General features: G+C 40.6%; 14 protein-coding genes. 3 read left to right on the forward strand and 11 right to left on the reverse strand.

The window, feature by feature from the left end:
* Nucleotides 1-23: 23 nt before the first annotated feature.
* The 11 genes from HOD97_06490 to HOD97_06540 form a co-directional block, all read right to left on the reverse strand.
* Complete coding sequence (locus HOD97_06490; protein ID MBT4281243.1) at nt 24-842, reverse strand: hypothetical protein; 819 nt, start codon at nt 840-842, stop codon at nt 24-26.
* The gene (locus tag HOD97_06495; GenBank protein MBT4281244.1) at nt 839-1891 is read right to left on the reverse strand and encodes a tetratricopeptide repeat protein; all 1053 of its coding nucleotides are present in this window, start codon (nt 1889-1891) and stop codon (nt 839-841) included. The genes HOD97_06490 and HOD97_06495 overlap by 4 nt, the downstream gene beginning before the upstream one ends.
* Nucleotides 1892-1893: 2 nt before the next feature.
* Nucleotides 1894-2220 (reverse strand): LapA family protein, encoded by a 327-nt coding sequence (locus HOD97_06500; protein ID MBT4281245.1) that lies wholly within the window; start codon nt 2218-2220, stop codon nt 1894-1896.
* Nucleotides 2220-3542 (reverse strand): tRNA (N6-isopentenyl adenosine(37)-C2)-methylthiotransferase MiaB, encoded by a 1323-nt coding sequence (miaB, locus tag HOD97_06505; GenBank protein ID MBT4281246.1) that lies wholly within the window; start codon nt 3540-3542, stop codon nt 2220-2222. The genes HOD97_06500 and miaB overlap by 1 nt, the downstream gene beginning before the upstream one ends.
* A gap of 42 nt (nt 3543-3584) precedes the next feature.
* Nucleotides 3585-4556, reverse strand: a complete 972-nt coding sequence (locus HOD97_06510; protein ID MBT4281247.1) for a M23 family metallopeptidase — start codon at nt 4554-4556, stop codon at nt 3585-3587.
* 25 nt (nt 4557-4581) lie between these two features.
* Entirely contained in the window at nt 4582-5427 is an 846-nt protein-coding gene (locus tag HOD97_06515) for a sigma-70 family RNA polymerase sigma factor (protein ID MBT4281248.1), read from the reverse strand.
* A 3-nt stretch (nt 5428-5430) separates the two neighbouring features.
* Nucleotides 5431-5853: a hypothetical protein gene (locus tag HOD97_06520; GenBank protein MBT4281249.1), complete on the reverse strand. Its 423-nt coding sequence runs from the start codon at nt 5851-5853 to the stop codon at nt 5431-5433.
* A gap of 199 nt (nt 5854-6052) precedes the next feature.
* Entirely contained in the window at nt 6053-7102 is a 1050-nt protein-coding gene (locus HOD97_06525; protein ID MBT4281250.1) for an NAD(P)-binding protein, read from the reverse strand.
* A complete protein-coding gene (gene gatB, locus HOD97_06530; protein MBT4281251.1) occupies nt 7099-8547 on the reverse strand; it encodes an Asp-tRNA(Asn)/Glu-tRNA(Gln) amidotransferase subunit GatB in 1449 nt (482 codons plus the stop codon). The genes HOD97_06525 and gatB overlap by 4 nt, the downstream gene beginning before the upstream one ends.
* On the reverse strand, nt 8547-10124 hold the full coding sequence (locus tag HOD97_06535) for a phosphoglycerate dehydrogenase (GenBank protein MBT4281252.1): 1578 nt from the start codon (nt 10122-10124) through the stop codon (nt 8547-8549). The genes gatB and HOD97_06535 overlap by 1 nt, the downstream gene beginning before the upstream one ends.
* Nucleotides 10125-10128: 4 nt before the next feature.
* Nucleotides 10129-12387, reverse strand: coding sequence for an aconitate hydratase (locus tag HOD97_06540; GenBank protein MBT4281253.1), 2259 nt, complete (start codon nt 12385-12387; stop codon nt 10129-10131).
* Nucleotides 12388-12444: 57 nt separating this feature from the next.
* Here HOD97_06540 and porU point away from each other — a divergent pair, with 57 nt between their 5' ends.
* The 3 genes from porU to HOD97_06555 are packed head-to-tail and all read left to right on the forward strand — an operon-like array spanning nt 12445 to nt 17728.
* A complete protein-coding gene (porU, locus tag HOD97_06545) occupies nt 12445-16269 on the forward strand; it encodes a type IX secretion system sortase PorU (GenBank protein ID MBT4281254.1) in 3825 nt (1274 codons plus the stop codon).
* Nucleotides 16266-16889, forward strand: coding sequence for a septum formation protein Maf (maf, locus tag HOD97_06550; protein ID MBT4281255.1), 624 nt, complete (start codon nt 16266-16268; stop codon nt 16887-16889). The genes porU and maf overlap by 4 nt, the downstream gene beginning before the upstream one ends.
* A 14-nt stretch (nt 16890-16903) precedes the next feature.
* Entirely contained in the window at nt 16904-17728 is an 825-nt protein-coding gene (locus HOD97_06555) for a hypothetical protein (GenBank protein MBT4281256.1), read from the forward strand.
* The last annotated feature ends 18 nt before the right edge of the window (nt 17729-17746 follow it).

Genomic DNA, 17746 nt, shown 5'->3' on the forward strand with positions numbered 1-17746 from the left:
TCTTCACGCCTCTTCGGCAACATTTACTTCGGTCTGTTTAGCACCCGATAGTTAACACCAAATTCTTTTTTAATTCTTTTGCCAATTTCTTCCGCGTCATCCTTCCGCTCAAACCGAACAACTCTCACTGCATGTAGTCTCATGCCGTGAGAGGCCACTTCATCAATCTGTACCGGAAATCCGCCGGTCATAATCTGTTCCATTAATCTCCGTGCATTTGCATATTTTCGAAAGGCACCTACTTGTACAATCCAAGGTTTGGGCAGTATCGCCCCACCCTGCTTTATTGTGCCTGCACTTTCCGGGTTCAATTTCACGAATTGCATTTGACTTCCCGCAGGCTTCAGTTTTTTATAGCCGTAATGGTCAACCTTTAACCCGGGATAATGACGCATGACCAAACGCAAATAAATCCGAGCACTGTCACGCTCACCTGTGGCTTCAAAACTGTCAACCAATAAGTCGAGCGTCCGTTGATGATTTTCCGCGTCTTTATAATAAAAGAGTGCTTTTTTTAATTGCACACTAGCCTGAGAATACAACCCACGGGCGAACATATATTCGCCAACCTTTAACATGGATTCATCTGCAAATTGACTTCGGGGGAAATTCCTCAAAATTGCCTGAAATTTTCGGATAGACGAATCACCATCAGAAGATGTAAGCGCATCCAGATATAACACACCGTCATTTTTGGGGAAACGAGACTTGAGTTCCGGGACAGCCTCACGGACTTCCAATACCCGACCTTCCGAAATCAGGGAAAGATAAAGATCAATATTTTGTGCAGTGATAAAGGAAAAGAAAAAAAATATTCCCGAAAGCGCCTGTCGGAATTTCATGCGTTTTTTTCTTGGGATGTAATGAGATCAGCCAATTCATCAATCTGGTGAGCCAGTTCATGAGGCCGTGATGTATTAAGAGACAACTTCAATTTCATCAGACGAACATGAGCCGAATCTTGATTTTGATTCAAGGTTTCATTCACAAGATTTAGTGCTTTTTGATGCTCTCCCTTCTCCTCGTACACATTTGCCAACTTTGCCAATGCATCAATGTTTGAGGAATCTCTCTCAAGAACCCGTTGATAAAATTTTTCCACTTCACTAAATCGTCCCAGATCAAACAATGCTGTTTCGATTTTTGAAAATACACACCGACTTTGTTCAGGTGATAAAATAGCAAACTGTTCCCACGCGTCTATTGCTTTTACAAGATTTCTCTCTTCCGCGAGAAAATCACCTTTTCTCAGGTACGGCAGACCAAATGTTGGTGCCAGTTGTATGGCTTTGTTAAAACTGGTTTCCGCTCCGGGTCTATCACCGCGGGCAAGTTTGTCCATACCCTGATACACTTGGAATTTCGCCAACCGGTTTTCGTCCTGACTATGATTCAATCTCTGCGAAAGTTTCGCCATAGAAGCGGCTTGTTCCCAATCACGTTCGCGTTCGGCAATTTCAAGAAGAAATTCAATGCACCATGTATTTTTTCTATCAATTTTGAGAATGCGCTCCCCTTCAATTTTTGCCTTCTCCATTTCTCCCTTCCTGGAATAATCTAGCGCCAATGATTTATGAATGTCAACTTTGAGAGAGTCGGGAAGATTTGGCCTCACTGTTAAAGCTTGGTGAATTTTGATTGCTTGTTCAGGATGGTTATCTTCCCGCAAAAGATCACCAAGCTGCAAATAAGCGCCCACATGTTCGGTATTTTGCTTCACAACATTCCGCAAATGTTCCATAGCCGTATGATTATCACCACGGACGATAGCATTTAGCGCATCCGTGTAAAGAGATTCGGTTTTGGGTTTAATCTTTGGGCGAGAAACGTAAAATGCAACACCGGCAATCACCAGAATGGTAATTACTATTGCTATAATCAATAGGTCCAATCTTAAATATCCTCATCCTCAGAGTCGTAAATGCCTTCATCAATAGCAACATTCCGTAGATCATTGAGTTCATCCGATAGACGGCGGTTTTTGGTGCGCAGGGATCTAATATCCGCTTTGGCAGATAAAATGGATGTTATACCAACGCCGTAGCCTATCAAGATTCCTATGGCTAGAGCGCCTAGCATAATCATAGACACAGGTGCATCAACATATTCCGCAAATAATAGATTGACGTACACCCTAGATTCGTCTCCAGCATTTTCGGTGAGAAAATATACCAGCGCTAATACCAATATCAGAGATGCAAATATTCTTACAAGTTTCATTATGCTGCCACCTTTGCTTTCAAAAGTTTACCATGAAGTGTTATGCCCTTAGCTTCCAATATCTCTACCGGAACCATGTCCTTAATTTTAGCATTCCCACGGTTAAAAATAACCCATTTATTTGAATCGGTTCTACCTGCCCATTTTGTACTTGACCGTTTACTTCCTTTCTCCACCAAAACCTGTTCCACTTTTCCAACCTGATCAAAATTTCGTTCAAAAGTATGCTGCTTTTGTATGTCGATAACTTCTGCCAATCTATCCTGCATAACATCTGCCGAGATATGATCTGTATACTCCGCCGCTTTGGTCCCGGAACGCGAAGAATATTTGAATGTATATGCCGAATCAAATTTAACTGCACGCATCACTTCGACTGTTTTTTCAAATTCGGCTTGCGTCTCTCCGGGGAAACCAACAATAATATCGGTAGAGATTCCAACACTTGGGAGCGTTCCTCGAATGGTGTCAACTAAAGCAAGAAAATGCTCTCGCGTGTAGGTTCTATTCATTCGTTTCAAAATTCGGTTTGATCCTGCTTGAAGCGGAAGATGGACATAATTGCAGATGGCATCATGAGAAGCCATCACATCCAGAACATTTTGCGTCATATCCTGAGGATGTGGTGAGGTGTACCGAATTCGGCGGATTCCATCCACGTTTGCTGCTGCATCTAAAAGATCAGCAAATCCTTCTCCTTCATGAAGATATGAATTCACATTTTGACCAAGAAGTGTCACTTCCGGAAATCCATCCTGTACGGCTTTTTTCATTTCAGTTACAATACTTTCAATGCTGCGACTTCGCTCTCGGCCACGAGTAAAAGGAACGATACAAAACGTGCAAAATTTATCACATCCGCGCATAATGGAAATCCACGCATTAATACCCTCTTTCCTGCTGGGAAACAGTCCATCGTACACTTCTAATCGGGATAATTGTGTATCCACTCTAGAATGAGAGGGTTCCATTCTGCTTCGGATTAATCCCGGAAGTTTCCGATAGGAATCTGGTCCGAGTACAAGATCCACATACGGTCGTGATTCCAAAATATAATCTTTCAAATGCTGAGCCATACAACCAAGCACTCCAATAAGCATGCCGGGTTTTTCCTGCTTCAGTTTGTAATAACGCCCAAGCTGCGAGTGTACCTTTTCTTCCGCATGTTCCCGAATGGCACAGGTATTTACAAATACCGCATCTGCATCTTCTATGTGCTTTGTGGACGTAAATCCCTCTTTCTCTAGCAACCCGGAAATAAGCTCGCTGTCTGCCACATTCATTTGGCAACCAAACGTTTCTATGAAATAAGATTTATTCATGAGTCTCCGGGATGATCATCTCAGAGAAAAGAAAAATTCCGGTTACTTTAAGTAACCGGTGAAAATATAATTCAACGGGTTTTGCGCCTGACCGTTCCGGTGAATTTCATAATGCAAATGCGGTCCATCAGACCGTCCTGAATTGCCGGATTTTCCGATAAGTTGTCCACGGTCAATTTTCTGTCCCCTCTTAACAGATATTTTTGACAGATGCGCATAAATGGTTCTATAACCCATACCGTGATCAAGTTTAATCACTTTCCCAAATCCGCCCTCTCTACCGGAAAATTTCACCACACCATCAGCCGGAGCGTAAATCGGCGTTCCGGTATTCACGGCAAAATCCTGGCCATAGTGAAACCGGGATTTTCCCGTAAAGGGATCTTTGCGATATCCAAATCTGGAATTTAAATAGCCGTCTGTCACAGGAGAAATGGATGGTACAGAACTTAAATGATTAGAATTTTGAGTGACTCGATCATAGATATCCACGTAGCTTTTGAGCTCAAGTTTTATTTTTCTTGAAAGTTGATCAAGATCCGTTTGAAGAGACGAAATTTTGGATTCTAATTTCTTTCTATGATCATCTGCTATATTAGCAGTAGATAACCGAACTCCCCCAATGCCAACCTTTCGTACGTCTTCGTCAATTTCAGGAAGACCGGCGTATGTACGCAACGCTTTGTCTTTTTCCTCAATATGTGTGACTTTCCCGGTGATCGATTCCATTTTCAGTTGAAGATCAATAAGATCGTTCTCCATATCCTTGTACTCATCTTGCAATGAAGATACTTGTACTTTGTACAACGTATTGGTTAGGAATTCCGCGCTTAGAAAAAGAACGGATGCTATAACAACAACCGATACAGACAACAGCGCAAACAAGCGCTGGCCGCTCAAGGACCAATGCCGAACGCCTGCATCATATTCCGACACAAGTGTATAACGCTTATAAGATTTGGATTTCTTCATCATCATAATTGCTCTAATTAAAGAGAAGGGTATTTTACGCAATTTACTGAATGCGATTCAAATGATTTTAAGAGATATATAATAAAAGAAGTTTTGAGTTTGTATTATGCCGAAGGCGCTGAAGAGCGCGCTCTTTTATTTGGCGAATCCTCTCTCCGGATAAGGATAGATCACTGCCAATTTCTTCGAGTTTTTTTGATTCGGTACCATCAAGACCAAAGTAGCTCAATAATACAAATTGTTCCTGTTCTGTCAAGGATTTCATTGTATTTCTAATTTCTGTTTCGAGTGATTCCTTCATGGTCTGCATTTCCGGTCGATGATCTTCCGAGGATAATAAATCCTTTAATGTGGTTTCGGAGTTACCCACCGGATCATCTAAAGATAATGGATCGCTTGTGGATTGAAGCAGGTTTTCTATCCAATGAATTGTGGTATCGGCGATTTCTGCTAATTCTTCCGATGTCGGTTCCCGCTCGTACAAACTTTCTAATTCAAGAGATTGCTTATACAACTTTCCCATAGATTCAGTAACATTGGTTGGCAAACGAATGGTCCTCCCCGTTTTGGAAATTGCTTGGCGAATACTCTGGGAAATCCACCAAACAGCATACGAAATGAATTTAAATCCCCGGGTTTCATCAAACTTATCGACTGCTTTTATGAGACCAAGATTCCCTTCATTAATAAGGTCTTCTAATGGAATGCTATGATGTTGGAATTTTTTGGCGACTGCAACAACAAACCTAAGATTATGTGTAATGAGTTTGTTGAACGCATCTTGATCACCTTTTTTAGAGAGTTGTGCAAGTTTGACTTCCTCTATTGGATCAAGAGGTTCAATCGATTTAATCTCATTGATATAAAGGTCAAGGGCTGTTTTTCCGCCCTGTTGGGATTTTGCCAAACCGATGCGTTATTCAGTTTCTGCCGGGCGATCGGTTTTTGGCGCAGGATCATCGTGTGATCCCTGAGTAAATTTTGCAATCTCTTCTTCGTTTAAATCGTATTCTTTTTTGATCCGCTCAATCTCTTCATTTTTATCATCTATCGCACTTTGGATATCATCAATCCGCTGAACCAATTGATAGAATTCGGTATTGCCGGTAAAATTTACCATATTGTCTTTTCGGGCGTGCTTATGGGAAAGTTTTCCAAGTTTTTCATATTCTTGGGATATTTCCCTGCCAAGCTGATGGATCTCAATTTTTATTTTGCTGATCCGAGTAATTTCCTCTGTTTTAGCAACGGCAATTTTACTGACCTCTTCGGCCTTTTCAACTGCAGCATCGCCCCAGTCTTTCATATTTTTCTTTAGATCGTCCCAAAGTTTTGACATATGCACTCCGTTAGTTCATTTAATTTAATAGATTCTTTCGTCTGAAAAAAATCATTTACTCCCACCCAAATACTTGTTAGCAAGGAAAAAGATCCCGGATCCAATGATTAATGCATTCAGCTCAAGCATAACATTTTTATCCCGAATGCCGATAGCTAACCCCGATAATATCAGTATCATGGAAAAAATTTGAAGACTTCTAAGTAAAATGTATTTCAACCGGTTTCCTTCTCGAAGTAAATGTCAATAAGCGTTTCCAATTCCATTCGTACGAACTGCGTAAATGCTGAATCGGATTATCAGATTTTGCAAGCGTAAGAGTTAAAGCATATTTCATCGAGTCGTTCAGCCTTTCGTAAATCACTCTGTTGATGTACGAAAATCGTAATTTTTCGCGAAGCATCTTGTTCAATTCAAATGCGTACTGATTATTACCCGCAAGATAAGATGCCGCCATCCATCCGGACATCATTCCCACTTTCATCCCAAATCCAAATAAACAATCCTGATATCCACCAGCTTCTCCAATATAAATCTGCTTAGAAAATGGATTTCGGACCGGAAGTTGAAAACTTCCTCTGCTGGCAAACATGTCATCCAAAGAGATTGAAATTCCGGCGCGTTGAAAATACGCGGTCGTCTCTTCTATATAATTTTTGGCGCCTGATTTCGGTTTTTTATACGCCGTTGCGAGCGTTCCTTTTCCCCTTTTGATAATGATATATGCATACCCTTTGGGTGCAAAATTGTCACCCAACAGTAAATGAACTTGATCAGAAAGATCTGATTTAAAACTTCCTCCCTGAATATAGGCCGCGGCTTTTCGAGAACCCGTGGCAATTATGTCTGCTTTTTCGAAATTGCACGTTTCACCCAGTTTAATTTCTACGCCATTATTGATGCACGACCGATACAGCCATTGATCAATCGATTTTGAATGTGCACCTCTACTTACAATCGAAAAAAATGGTTCCCGCGATGATATATTGATAGGATCATTCGGTGGACAATGCACCAAAAATTCGGTAACCGGAAAAGAATCAAGGGAAAATGAATCCAACCCTATTTCCTGAAATAGTTTAAACCGAGTAGGGAAAATCCAATTTTCTAGTCCTTCATAATCTCCGTTCCGAGCACCCCCAATTGTACTTTGTTTCTCAAAAACAACGGAATCAATTCCATTTTTTGCCAGATTTAGCGCGGCCGAAAAACCAGAGATTCCTCCTCCTGCTATCTGTACAGGTTTCAACCCAATTTTTCCGTGAGGATTTTTTTTACTAATTTGGGATCAGACTTCCCTCCCATGGCTTTCATTGTTGCGCCCATAAAAAATCCGAACAATTGTTTTTCACCATTTTGGTATCGTTCAAATTCATTCGAATTATCTGTAATTACAGATTTAACAGCAGATCCAAGTTCATCCATATCTGAAACCTGCAAAAGTCCCTCTTCTTTAATCATTTCTTCTAACGATCTGGGATCATTACCAATTCGCCCCAACAATTCTTTCGCTGTCCCTGCATTTAGTGTTCCGTTTTCCACACATAAAATCAATTCCGCGAGGCGAGCAGGGTCAAGGCCAAGTTGATCAATATCTTTTTGTTTTTCTTTTACAAGTCGAAGTACCTCAACAATGATCCATTTTCCTGCATTCGAGCTGGATATCCCTTCGGAACGAACCCTGTCATAATAATTTAATATAGGTTTTTCACTGGCAAGAATTGTAGCATCTTTATGCGAGAGTCCATCCGACACAAGACGTTTTTCTGCATAAGAAGGAACTTCCCAAGATTCTTTAGATACTCGTTTCATCAGCCCGTTTGTCAAATCCAATTTCACCAAATCCGGTTCAGGGAAATATCGATAGTCATGGGCATCTTCTTTGGTCCGCATGATTTCTGCTTTATTATTTTTTTCATCCCAAAGTAAGGAGCATTGTTTAACGTCTCCTCCGGAATTCAAAACTCCCCCTTGGCGTTCAATTTCGTACCACAGCGCTTTTTCAACGTAACGGAATGAGTTCATATTTTTCATTTCAGTTTTGGTCCCGAGTATCGTTTCACCCCGTTTCCTTAACGAAATGTTCGCATCACAGCGTAATTCACCTTTTTCCATATTGGCATTCGATATTTCTAGAAACCTGACAGTTTGGTGAATTCTCTGAAGATATGCTCTAGCCTCGGATGGATGTCTCATTTCTGGTTCGCTTACTATTTCGATTAGAGGTGCGCCACACCGATTGAAATCCAGTAACGTGTCATCAGTGCCGTTTGAATGAATCGATTTTCCGGCATCTTCCTCTAAATGAATTCGAGTTAGATTAATAGAAGTCTCTTTTCCATCATGCCAAAATGAAACAGCCCCTCCTTCAATGATAGGTTCGTCAAATTGGGAAATTTGGTAGCCTTTGGTTAAATCCGGATAAAAATAATTCTTCCGTGAAAAATGACAAACTTCTCTAATCGAACCCCCAAAGGCTAGACCGAGCCGTATCGCAAGAGCGATTGCTTCTTCATTGACAACCGGCAATGCACCAGGCAATCCGAGGCAAGTTGGGCACGTATGTGTATTGGGATCATCACCGTACACCAATGAACATCCGCAAAACATTTTAGTTTGAGTATTAAGCTGAACATGAACTTCCAACCCGATGACCGGTTCCCAATCCGATAAAATAGAATCTATTTTCCCCATCAACAGGATAGCTGGCGTATGCTTACAATTTCAGGAATTCCTTCTAATTTACTCATAACATCTTTCGGTAATTTTGAATCGACTCGAATTACGGCAAATGCTTCCCCGTCTGTTTTCTTTCTTCCCAACAAATATGCGCCAATATTCACTCCACTTTCTCCAAGCATTGTTCCTACTTTTCCAATCACGCCGGGGACATCTTTGTTGGTTGCAAAAATCATGGTCCCTCGAGGAGTAACGTCCATTTCATTCCCTAAAATATTCACAAGCCGGAGACGACCTCCATCAAATACACTTCCGTCAATGCAATTTTTTTCGCCGGTAGAAATAAGCTTCGTCCTCACCAAATTCGTATAGGCACCACTGTCAGATGAGCGACCTTCTTCAATTTTAATTCCGCGTTCCATCGCCAGCGTTTCTGCATTAATAAAGTTTATCCTTTCCGGCGTTCTGGATTTTAATAATCCTTTTAGAAATGCAAGTACCACCGGTTTTACTTCTTCAATCGTCCCGGCACACTCTACATGAGCAGATACAATTACATCTCCGGCAAGCTGACTTTGAATGGATCCCATAGATTCCGCAAGATCTAGGAAAGGTTGAATTTCTCCTAATTTTGCAGGATCAGAAATCGGCATATTCAACGCACCTGTCAATTTTCCTTCTAATAAAAAGTCTCTTACTTGCTCACAAACAGCAATGGAAACACCTTCTTTTGCTTCTTCAGTGGATGCGCCAAGATGTGGTGTTAGCACGATATTTTTCGCTGACAATAATGGATGGTTTTGCGGCAACGGCTCTTCGGTAAATACATCAACAGCTGCACCTGCGATCCTATCCGAATTCAAAGCGTCTGCGAGATCTTTTTCATTGATGATGCCCCCTCGAGCTACATTTATGATTCTGGCAGTCGGTTTCATCATGGTAAATTTATTGCTATCAATCAAATCCCGAGTGTCATCCGTTAATGGAACATGAAGCGTAATAAAATCTGCCTGTTTCAAAAGGGAATCCAAATCCATCATGGTAACTTCTTCCGGATTGAATAATTCAGGATTTAAAAATGGATCAAACCCTAATACATTCATGTCAAAAGAACGGCACCTTGTCATGACTTCTCTCCCAATTTTCCCCATGCCTACAATACCTAAAGATTTTCCTCTAAGCTCAGAACCCACGAGTGCATGACGATTCCATTCACCCATTGCAAGCCCGGCGTGACCTAAATGAATGTTGCGGGATAAAGATAGCATGACAGCAATCGTATGCTCTGCTGCCGAAACTGTATTGACGTCGGGTGTATTCATAACGACTACACCTTTTCTCGTGGCAGCAGGAATATCTATATTATCCACACCAACGCCAGCGCGGCCTACAACTTGGAGGTCTTTTGCTTGCTCAAGAATGTCTGCATTCACCTTGGTGCCACTCCGAATTACCCAACCGCTAATTTCACCCACAGAATCAGCAAGCTCAGATGGATCTGCATTCATTTTATCTAATACATCAAATCCGGCTTTTTCCAAAATGGAAAGACCGGCAGGAGCAATGGGATCACTGACTAATATTTTTTTCATTTATTTATCCTTGGGATGCAATCAAGTTAAGAGCAGAGCCTGCTTTAAACCATTCAATCTGAATATCCGATAAAGTATGAGAGGCAGAAATAATGTCTTCTGTCCCATCTTTATGTTTTGCGATAATTGTTATTTTACTTTCTGGCGCTAAACTATTTAAATCGCCAATGGCCAATCTGTCTTCTTCCTTGATTAAATCATAATTTGATTTTTGAACAAATGTTAGAGGTAAAATGCCCTGTTTTTTGAGATTCGTTTCAGCAATCCGAGCAAAACTTTTAGTGATAATTGATCCACATCCAAGAAATCGTGGTTCCATGGCAGCATGTTCTCTGCTGGATCCCTCTCCATAATTCTCGTCTCCGACTGCTACCCAACCAATTCCATTGTCTTTGTAAGCCCTCGCAATTTCATTAAAGTCCATTCCCGTTTCACCGGTTAAAACATTAAACCCTTTCCCAACTTCATCTGTAAATGAATTGACCGCACCAATGAACATATTGCCGGATATATTATCTAAATGTCCTCGAAATTTCAACCATGGTCCAGCTGGTGAAATATGATCTGTAGTACATTTCCCTTTGGCTTTTACCAACACGGCAAAATCCTTAAAATCATTTCCGTCCCACGGTTCAAACGGTTCTAAAAGCTGTAACCTTTTACTATCTGGACTCACAATAATGTTAATAGCCGACCTATCTTCCGGCGGGGCGGAAAATCCTGATTCACATTCACTAAATCCGGTTGGAGGAAGTTCCTTTCCGATCGGCGGAGCGAGAAAAATTTCTTCACCATTTTCATTCGGAATGGAATCAGTCATCGGATTGTAACTGAGTTTTCCACCGATGGCCAAAGCAGTCACAATTTCTGGACTTGCGATAAACGCTTGGGTAGCAAAATTTCCGTCATTCCTTCTTGCGAAATTCCGATTGAAAGATGATAAGATAGAATTTGCTTCGCCTTCTTCCTTATCCAACCGCTTCCATTGCCCAATACACGGTCCGCAGGCATTTGCTAAAACGGTTCCGCCTAAATCCTCTAATACTTTAAGCTGACCATCGCGTTCAATGGTTGCCCGGACCAATTCTGAACCGGGAGTAATCATAAAATGGGTTTTTGCGGTCAGTCCTTTTTTCAAAGCTTGCCCGGCAACATTCGCTGAGCGATCAATATCCTCATACGAAGAATTGGTGCAACTTCCGATAAGCGCTACGGATAAATCATCCACATAATCATTTGTAACAATATCTTCTTTCATCTGAGAAAGGGGTCGAGCTAAATCCGGTGTAAAAGGACCAACAATGTGTGGTTCGAGTTCTGATAGGTTTATTTCAATAATTTCATCGTAATACGGTTCCGGATTTTCAATGACTTCAGGATCAGCACATAAATGGGTTTTGACTTCATTCAATATAGATTCCAGCTTCTTCCTACCCGTAAGATTCAAGTAATCATTCATCCGATTATCGTAGGGAAAAACAGACGTAGTTGCTCCAATTTCGGCGCCCATATTTGTAATCGTTCCTTTACCTGTGCAACTAATAGATGATGTTCCCGGACCAAAGTACTCCACAATTTTTCCAGTTCCGCCCTTCACAGATAAAATACCCGCAAGTTTAAGAATAACATCTTTCGGCGATGTCCACCCGTTTAATTCTCCAATTAAGTGCACACCAATAATTCCAGGACATTGCAGTTCCCAAGGCATGCCAGCCATTACATCTACAACATCGGCGCCTCCGACTCCAATAGCAAGCATTCCGAGCCCTCCAGCGTTAGGAGTGTGGGAATCGGTCCCAATCATCAGTCCACCGGGAAAAGCATAATTTTCGAGTATTATTTGATGAATAATTCCGGCGCCGGGTTTCCAAAATCCGAGTCCGAATTTTTTACTTACTGAATGCAGAAAATCATACACCTCTTTATTGGTAACCTCCGCATTATTCAAATCTTCGAGCGATCCTTCGTGAGCTTGAATCAAATGATCGCAGTGGACAGTGGACGGAACAGCTGTGGTATTTTTCCCTGCGGACATAAATTGAAGCAAAGCCATTTGGGCTGTAGCATCCTGCATCGCAACGCGGTCTGGATTTAAATAAAGATAATCACCTTGTCTTTCGGGAATGGACGAGAGCGGTTCGCACAAATGGGAAAATAATATTTTTTCAGAAAGAGTTAACGGGCGATTAAACGTAGTACGAACATCCAAAACTTTTTGAGGCAACTCAGACATCATTTTTTTAATCATTTCTAAATCAAACATAGTGGGTAATTCTCCTTATGAACTAATGCCCGGGAACACTCAAGGGCAGATGTCCGTATGAAATTCAATCTTAAAAATTACGCAGGTCATTACCTTTATCCAATTTCAATACCAATGAATACAGTATATTTTCACCTAATTATGAAACGATCTTTAATCCTTAGCTTCATTTCGCTGGTTTGCATATCTGCTGCGCCTCAAATTACCGTGATATCCTCCAACGAATCTGCACTTGTTTTTCGAGTTGATTTTTCACCTCAAACCGAAGATGATTTAAAACCATTTTCAGTTTTAATGGGAATCCCAACCGATAGTTATCCGAATTTAGAAGTTGTGAATGATGGACTGGAAGAATTTCAGAAAATTCCCGAAAATCAATTCAAACAAGGCGTCCGGTGGATCCAAAAACAGAATCTTCGCGGACTACATACAGCTTCCTTAGAAATCTCACCCGTTTACAATCCAACACAATATTATAAATCCATGTTGATTTCGATTCAATTTGAGGACGCAAACATACGCACCACTACTGCAAATCCGACCCAGAAAAATTTTCTCTCTAACAGAATTCTAAATTGGAATGTTGCGCAATCGTGGTTTTTACCACAAAACATTTCGAGGAAGAGAATCGCACCAGAATTTTCAAGCGGAACCTGGATTCGTTTCTCGGTTCAATCTGACGATGCATATTATATCACTGGCAACACACTTTTGGGTTTATCCGGAATCCCCCTCGATTTTGATTTGCGAAGTTTGAAAATGTATTCAAGCGCACAGTATGGACGTTCTCTTACCAATGCATATACCCAAGGAACACAATCCGAGCGTCCCATCCCGGATAATTTGACAGAAATTGCAATTACTTTCCGTGATAATAATGACGATTTATTGGATTCAGGCGATACTCTAATATTTTACGGAAGAGGCGCGAGTGGGTTCGATGTTAATGTGTCCAGTATAGATTATCATACCAATCTTTATTTTACAGGGAATACGGTTTGGCTTTTCATTCCGGACGATTCAACAGAAAGAGGGAAAAGAATGGAAGCTCAAACAACAGTTCCATCTCCACTCGTCAGTATGACCTACGGATTAATGTTTAAACACGTTGAAGTTGATCTTATCAACCCTTTTGAATCCGGATTGGCTTGGGTTGGACCGTCCATTTCCAATGGATCATCCTATTCAACGGTTTTCTCCTTGGGAACGCCCAATGCATCCGTTGCACCAACTACAACTATTGGCCTTTACGGCGGAGAAGCTTCTTCCACATCAAATTCCAATACATCTCACTTGATTCGCCTTTACCAGAGCACCACATCAGGATCTTCCCTTGGTTCCCTTTCTTGGTCTGGAGTTGGATCAAAAACTGGTTCATTTCCTATCAATAACTTGAATTCCGGAACCAATACTTTCTTCCTAAAAAATGAAGCATCCTCTTCGAATTCAAAGCCGTATATGGATTATTTTACTCTTTCATATGGGGAAGAATTGTCCGCCTCCGAAACCTACGAATTTTTTGCGCCAATCGATGGCAACAAAATCACTTTCGAATTTGATGGCATTCCAGATCAAGTGTGGAATATCACCGATCCAGCAGCGCCAATACCATTATTAATTGGTTCAAACAATTCAAAAGGAACAATTTCTTTAGACCTACCTTCCGATACAACACAACGTTTTCTGGTGGTTAATCTGGATGACATAACTGAAATCATCGAATTTGATTTGGAATTAGAAAACCCATTTGAAACACTCAGGATTCAACATTCCGGTACAGATCATTTAATTATTGGACCTCGTTTATTTTCAGAAGAAGCTGCTGATTTAGTCAATCATAGAACCAGTTCTATTTACGTGAATCTCGAAGACATTTATGCAGAATTTTCCGGAGGGAATGCTGATCCGGTAGCTATCCGATTTTTTATTCAATGGACTCAAGAAAATTGGACGACCAAACCAAGCCATGTTTTGTTGTTAGGCGATGCAGATTTTGATTATCGAAATATTAGTGGAGAATCAAAAAACCAAGTTCCAACCATTGAGGTCGGATACAACTCTTCTGCACGAGCAACAGATGATCGCCTTGCCACCATTAAAGGTGTACTTCCGGAAGTCTCACTTGGCCGGTTTCCAGCTCAATCGGAATCGGAGGTTTCTGACTATATAGAAAAAGTAATTGAATATGAAACCAATCCAATTTCCGGGCTTTGGCGACAAAAAGTAACCCTTGTTGCAGATGACGGTGCTCGTCCTGAAAATGACCTTCCCGAAATTTCCACGGGAAAAAGCCATACCAACAATTCCGAAAGTCTTGATAACATTGTACCGCAAAGTATTGAAGTTCAAAAACTGTATATGCTGGAATATCCTGAAGTAAGTGATGCGTCCACTTATGGAGTGTCTAAACCTGACGCCACTGAGGCACTTTTAAATGTGTTGCAGGATGGAACTGCAATCATTAATTATATCGGTCACGGATCTAGCAGCCAGTGGGCACAAGAAGCTCTCATAATTCAAAGTCGCGATTTGCAATCTATCAATACGGGTATGAAATTACCGCTCTGGATTGCCGGTACATGTTCTTGGGGGCATTTTGATCAATTAGATTCCGAGTCGTTTTCCGAGGAGTTAATTCGTCAAGACATGAACGGAGCAGCCGCAATTATTACTACCAGCCGTGCTATTTCAGTCTACAGCAATCAAACGTATCTTGTAGCGATATTTAATGCGTTATTTCCAAATGGAAATGTAACGGATAATTCTATTGGATCAATTTTGCAATCTGTTAAAACAGGCGGGTCATCCGGTGAATTATTTCATCTTTTTGGCGATCCCGCTTTGAAAATATCAATTCCCTCGGATACTGCTTCGGTAACTTCAGTTTCACCAGATACCTTAAAGACGCTCGAAACCGGAACATTTTCAGGATCATGGCTTGGCCAAACAGGAAAAAAATCTTCGGGATTTGCTTCACTTTTAGATGCAGAACGATCAGTAACGCGACAATATAATTTTTTATCTACCACACAGGAACTATCTTATTCTCTTCCGGGCGCAACATTATTCAGGGGACAGTTTTCGGTTAATGATGATCAATTCACCGGAACACTACGAGTTCCAAAAGATATTTCTTACTCAAACAATCCCGGACTTTTACGCGTGTACCTAACTCATAATGATGCCAGCACCGGCGCACTTGGACTTTTTCAAAACATTCTATTTGCAGGTGGATCAGAATCAACCGATAATGCCGGTCCTATCATTTCCTTTGAAACTGAAGATAGGCGAGCAATTCGAACCGGAGATCATTTAGTTAAAGAGGATAGACTTTTTGTAAGAATTTCGGACCCGATTGGCGTAAATCTCACCGGTGAGGTTGGACACGAAATCATTCTGACGAATCTCACAAGTGAAACATCCAAAGATATAACCGCTGGGTTCGTCTATGATCTTGATCAAATACAAACAGGCACAACAGAACTTAATCTTTCTGAATTTTCTAATGAATTATCCATACAAATTAAAGCGTGGGATAATGCCAATAATCCGACAGAAACAGATTTATCTCTATCTCTTACTAATATAGACCAACTAAACCTTTACCACGTTTTAAATTTCCCGAATCCATTTTCTACCACCACACAATTCACATTTGAAATAACAGCTTCTGCGGAAGTATTAATTAATATATATACTCTCGGTGGACGAAAAATAAAATCTATAGAAAAATATTTTCAAATCGGATATCACTCTGTTGATTGGGATGGGCGGGACTCATTTGGACACCGGATAGCAAATGGATCCTATTTATATGAAATAATTGCAGTAAACGGCGAACGGAAAGTTTCCGAAATTAAAACAATCGTAAAATTTCAATGACCGAAATTCCCATTATATTAGCATCTGAGTCTCCACGGAGGAAACAACTTTTGGATCAGATTGATATCAAATGTACCGTGATCCCATCCGAAATTGAAGAAGAAAAACCCAAAAGGGAAAATCCGATGGATTATGCTGTTAGACTTGCTTCAGCTAAAGCATCTGCCATAGCAAAAACCCATCCGGATGGGCTAGTGATTGGCGCAGATACCATTGTGGTCCTGAATGATGAAATCCTCGGAAAGCCAGCTGACAGAAATGATGCAATCCGAATTCTTTCCAAACTTTCCGGCAAAACGCATACAGTCATCACGGGAGTGTCAATTCAATCGATTAATCACAAAGTTGCAAGCGACTTTTATGAAGAAACAACCGTATCATTTAAAAATATAAATGATTCGGATATCTACAAATATATTGATACTTACAAACCATTTGATAAAGCTGGAAGTTATGGAATCCAAGATCCTTTTACCGTTTGGATAAGGAGCATTAATGGATGCTTTTTTAATGTTATGGGATTCCCATTATCTTCGTTTTTTGAGCGATTTCGTACAATTATTTCACAAATTGACAATAAAAAGCGAAATACTGTTGGTGGCAAGAGTTCAGCCCTTTAATTTTAGCCTAAGCTATGGCAGAATTTTATAAAGAACTCAAAGCCCTCCGGGAAGAGAAACAAATCATCCTTGAGGATATCCACGCTAAGACTAAAATTAACTTGGAATACCTCAAGGCGATTGAAGATGGTCAGTTTGATATCCTCCCAAAACCGTATATCCGTCTATTTCTGAAAGCATATACTATCCAAATCGGTGGTGAGCCAGAAAAATCTTTAAATCAATTAGAACAAATGATGGCTGCGAGGGAAAATAAACCTTTCTCTACTCCGGCGCCATCGCAAAGGATCATTAAAGAAATACAATCCGAAGAAAATATGCACCCTGAGTCGCGCTCACCCAAAAAAGTGCGATCGGATGTGACCAAAGGAATCCTTCTGCTTACAACATTTCTTTTTGCCATTTTTATTATCCGCAAAATAAATACAGAAGTGCCACCGCCATCCTTAAAAGAGCAGGGTTCAATAAAACCCAACCAAGAAGCATTTATCACTTCGGAGGATTTGATGCTTCATTTCGGCTTAGATTTATCCCATGAAAGTATTATCGAAACCGATCCGCCATACATGGTTAAAATCAGTACAATAAATCCCTTGTTGTTTTCGGTAACGAATGATCATAAAAATACCGAATATCAATCTTTGTCAGCTGGAGATCATTTGATTTATTCTTTTCAACAAAAATTAAGTCTTATTCTCAAAAGTTCTCTGGGTGTCAAAATCACCATCAATGGTCAATCTCTTTCCACTTTTGAAGAACGTCAGAATCCTGTACGGCTTCATTTTTCTGTGGAATCGTCTTCAAAAACTGTGAAGACAGACTACTTCATTCCGAAGTAAATCACTTAACCCTTTCCT

The sequence above is a fragment of the Candidatus Neomarinimicrobiota bacterium genome (genome assembly GCA_018651745.1).
Classification (GTDB): domain Bacteria; phylum Fidelibacterota; class Marinisomatia; order Marinisomatales; family TCS55; genus JAAZYX01.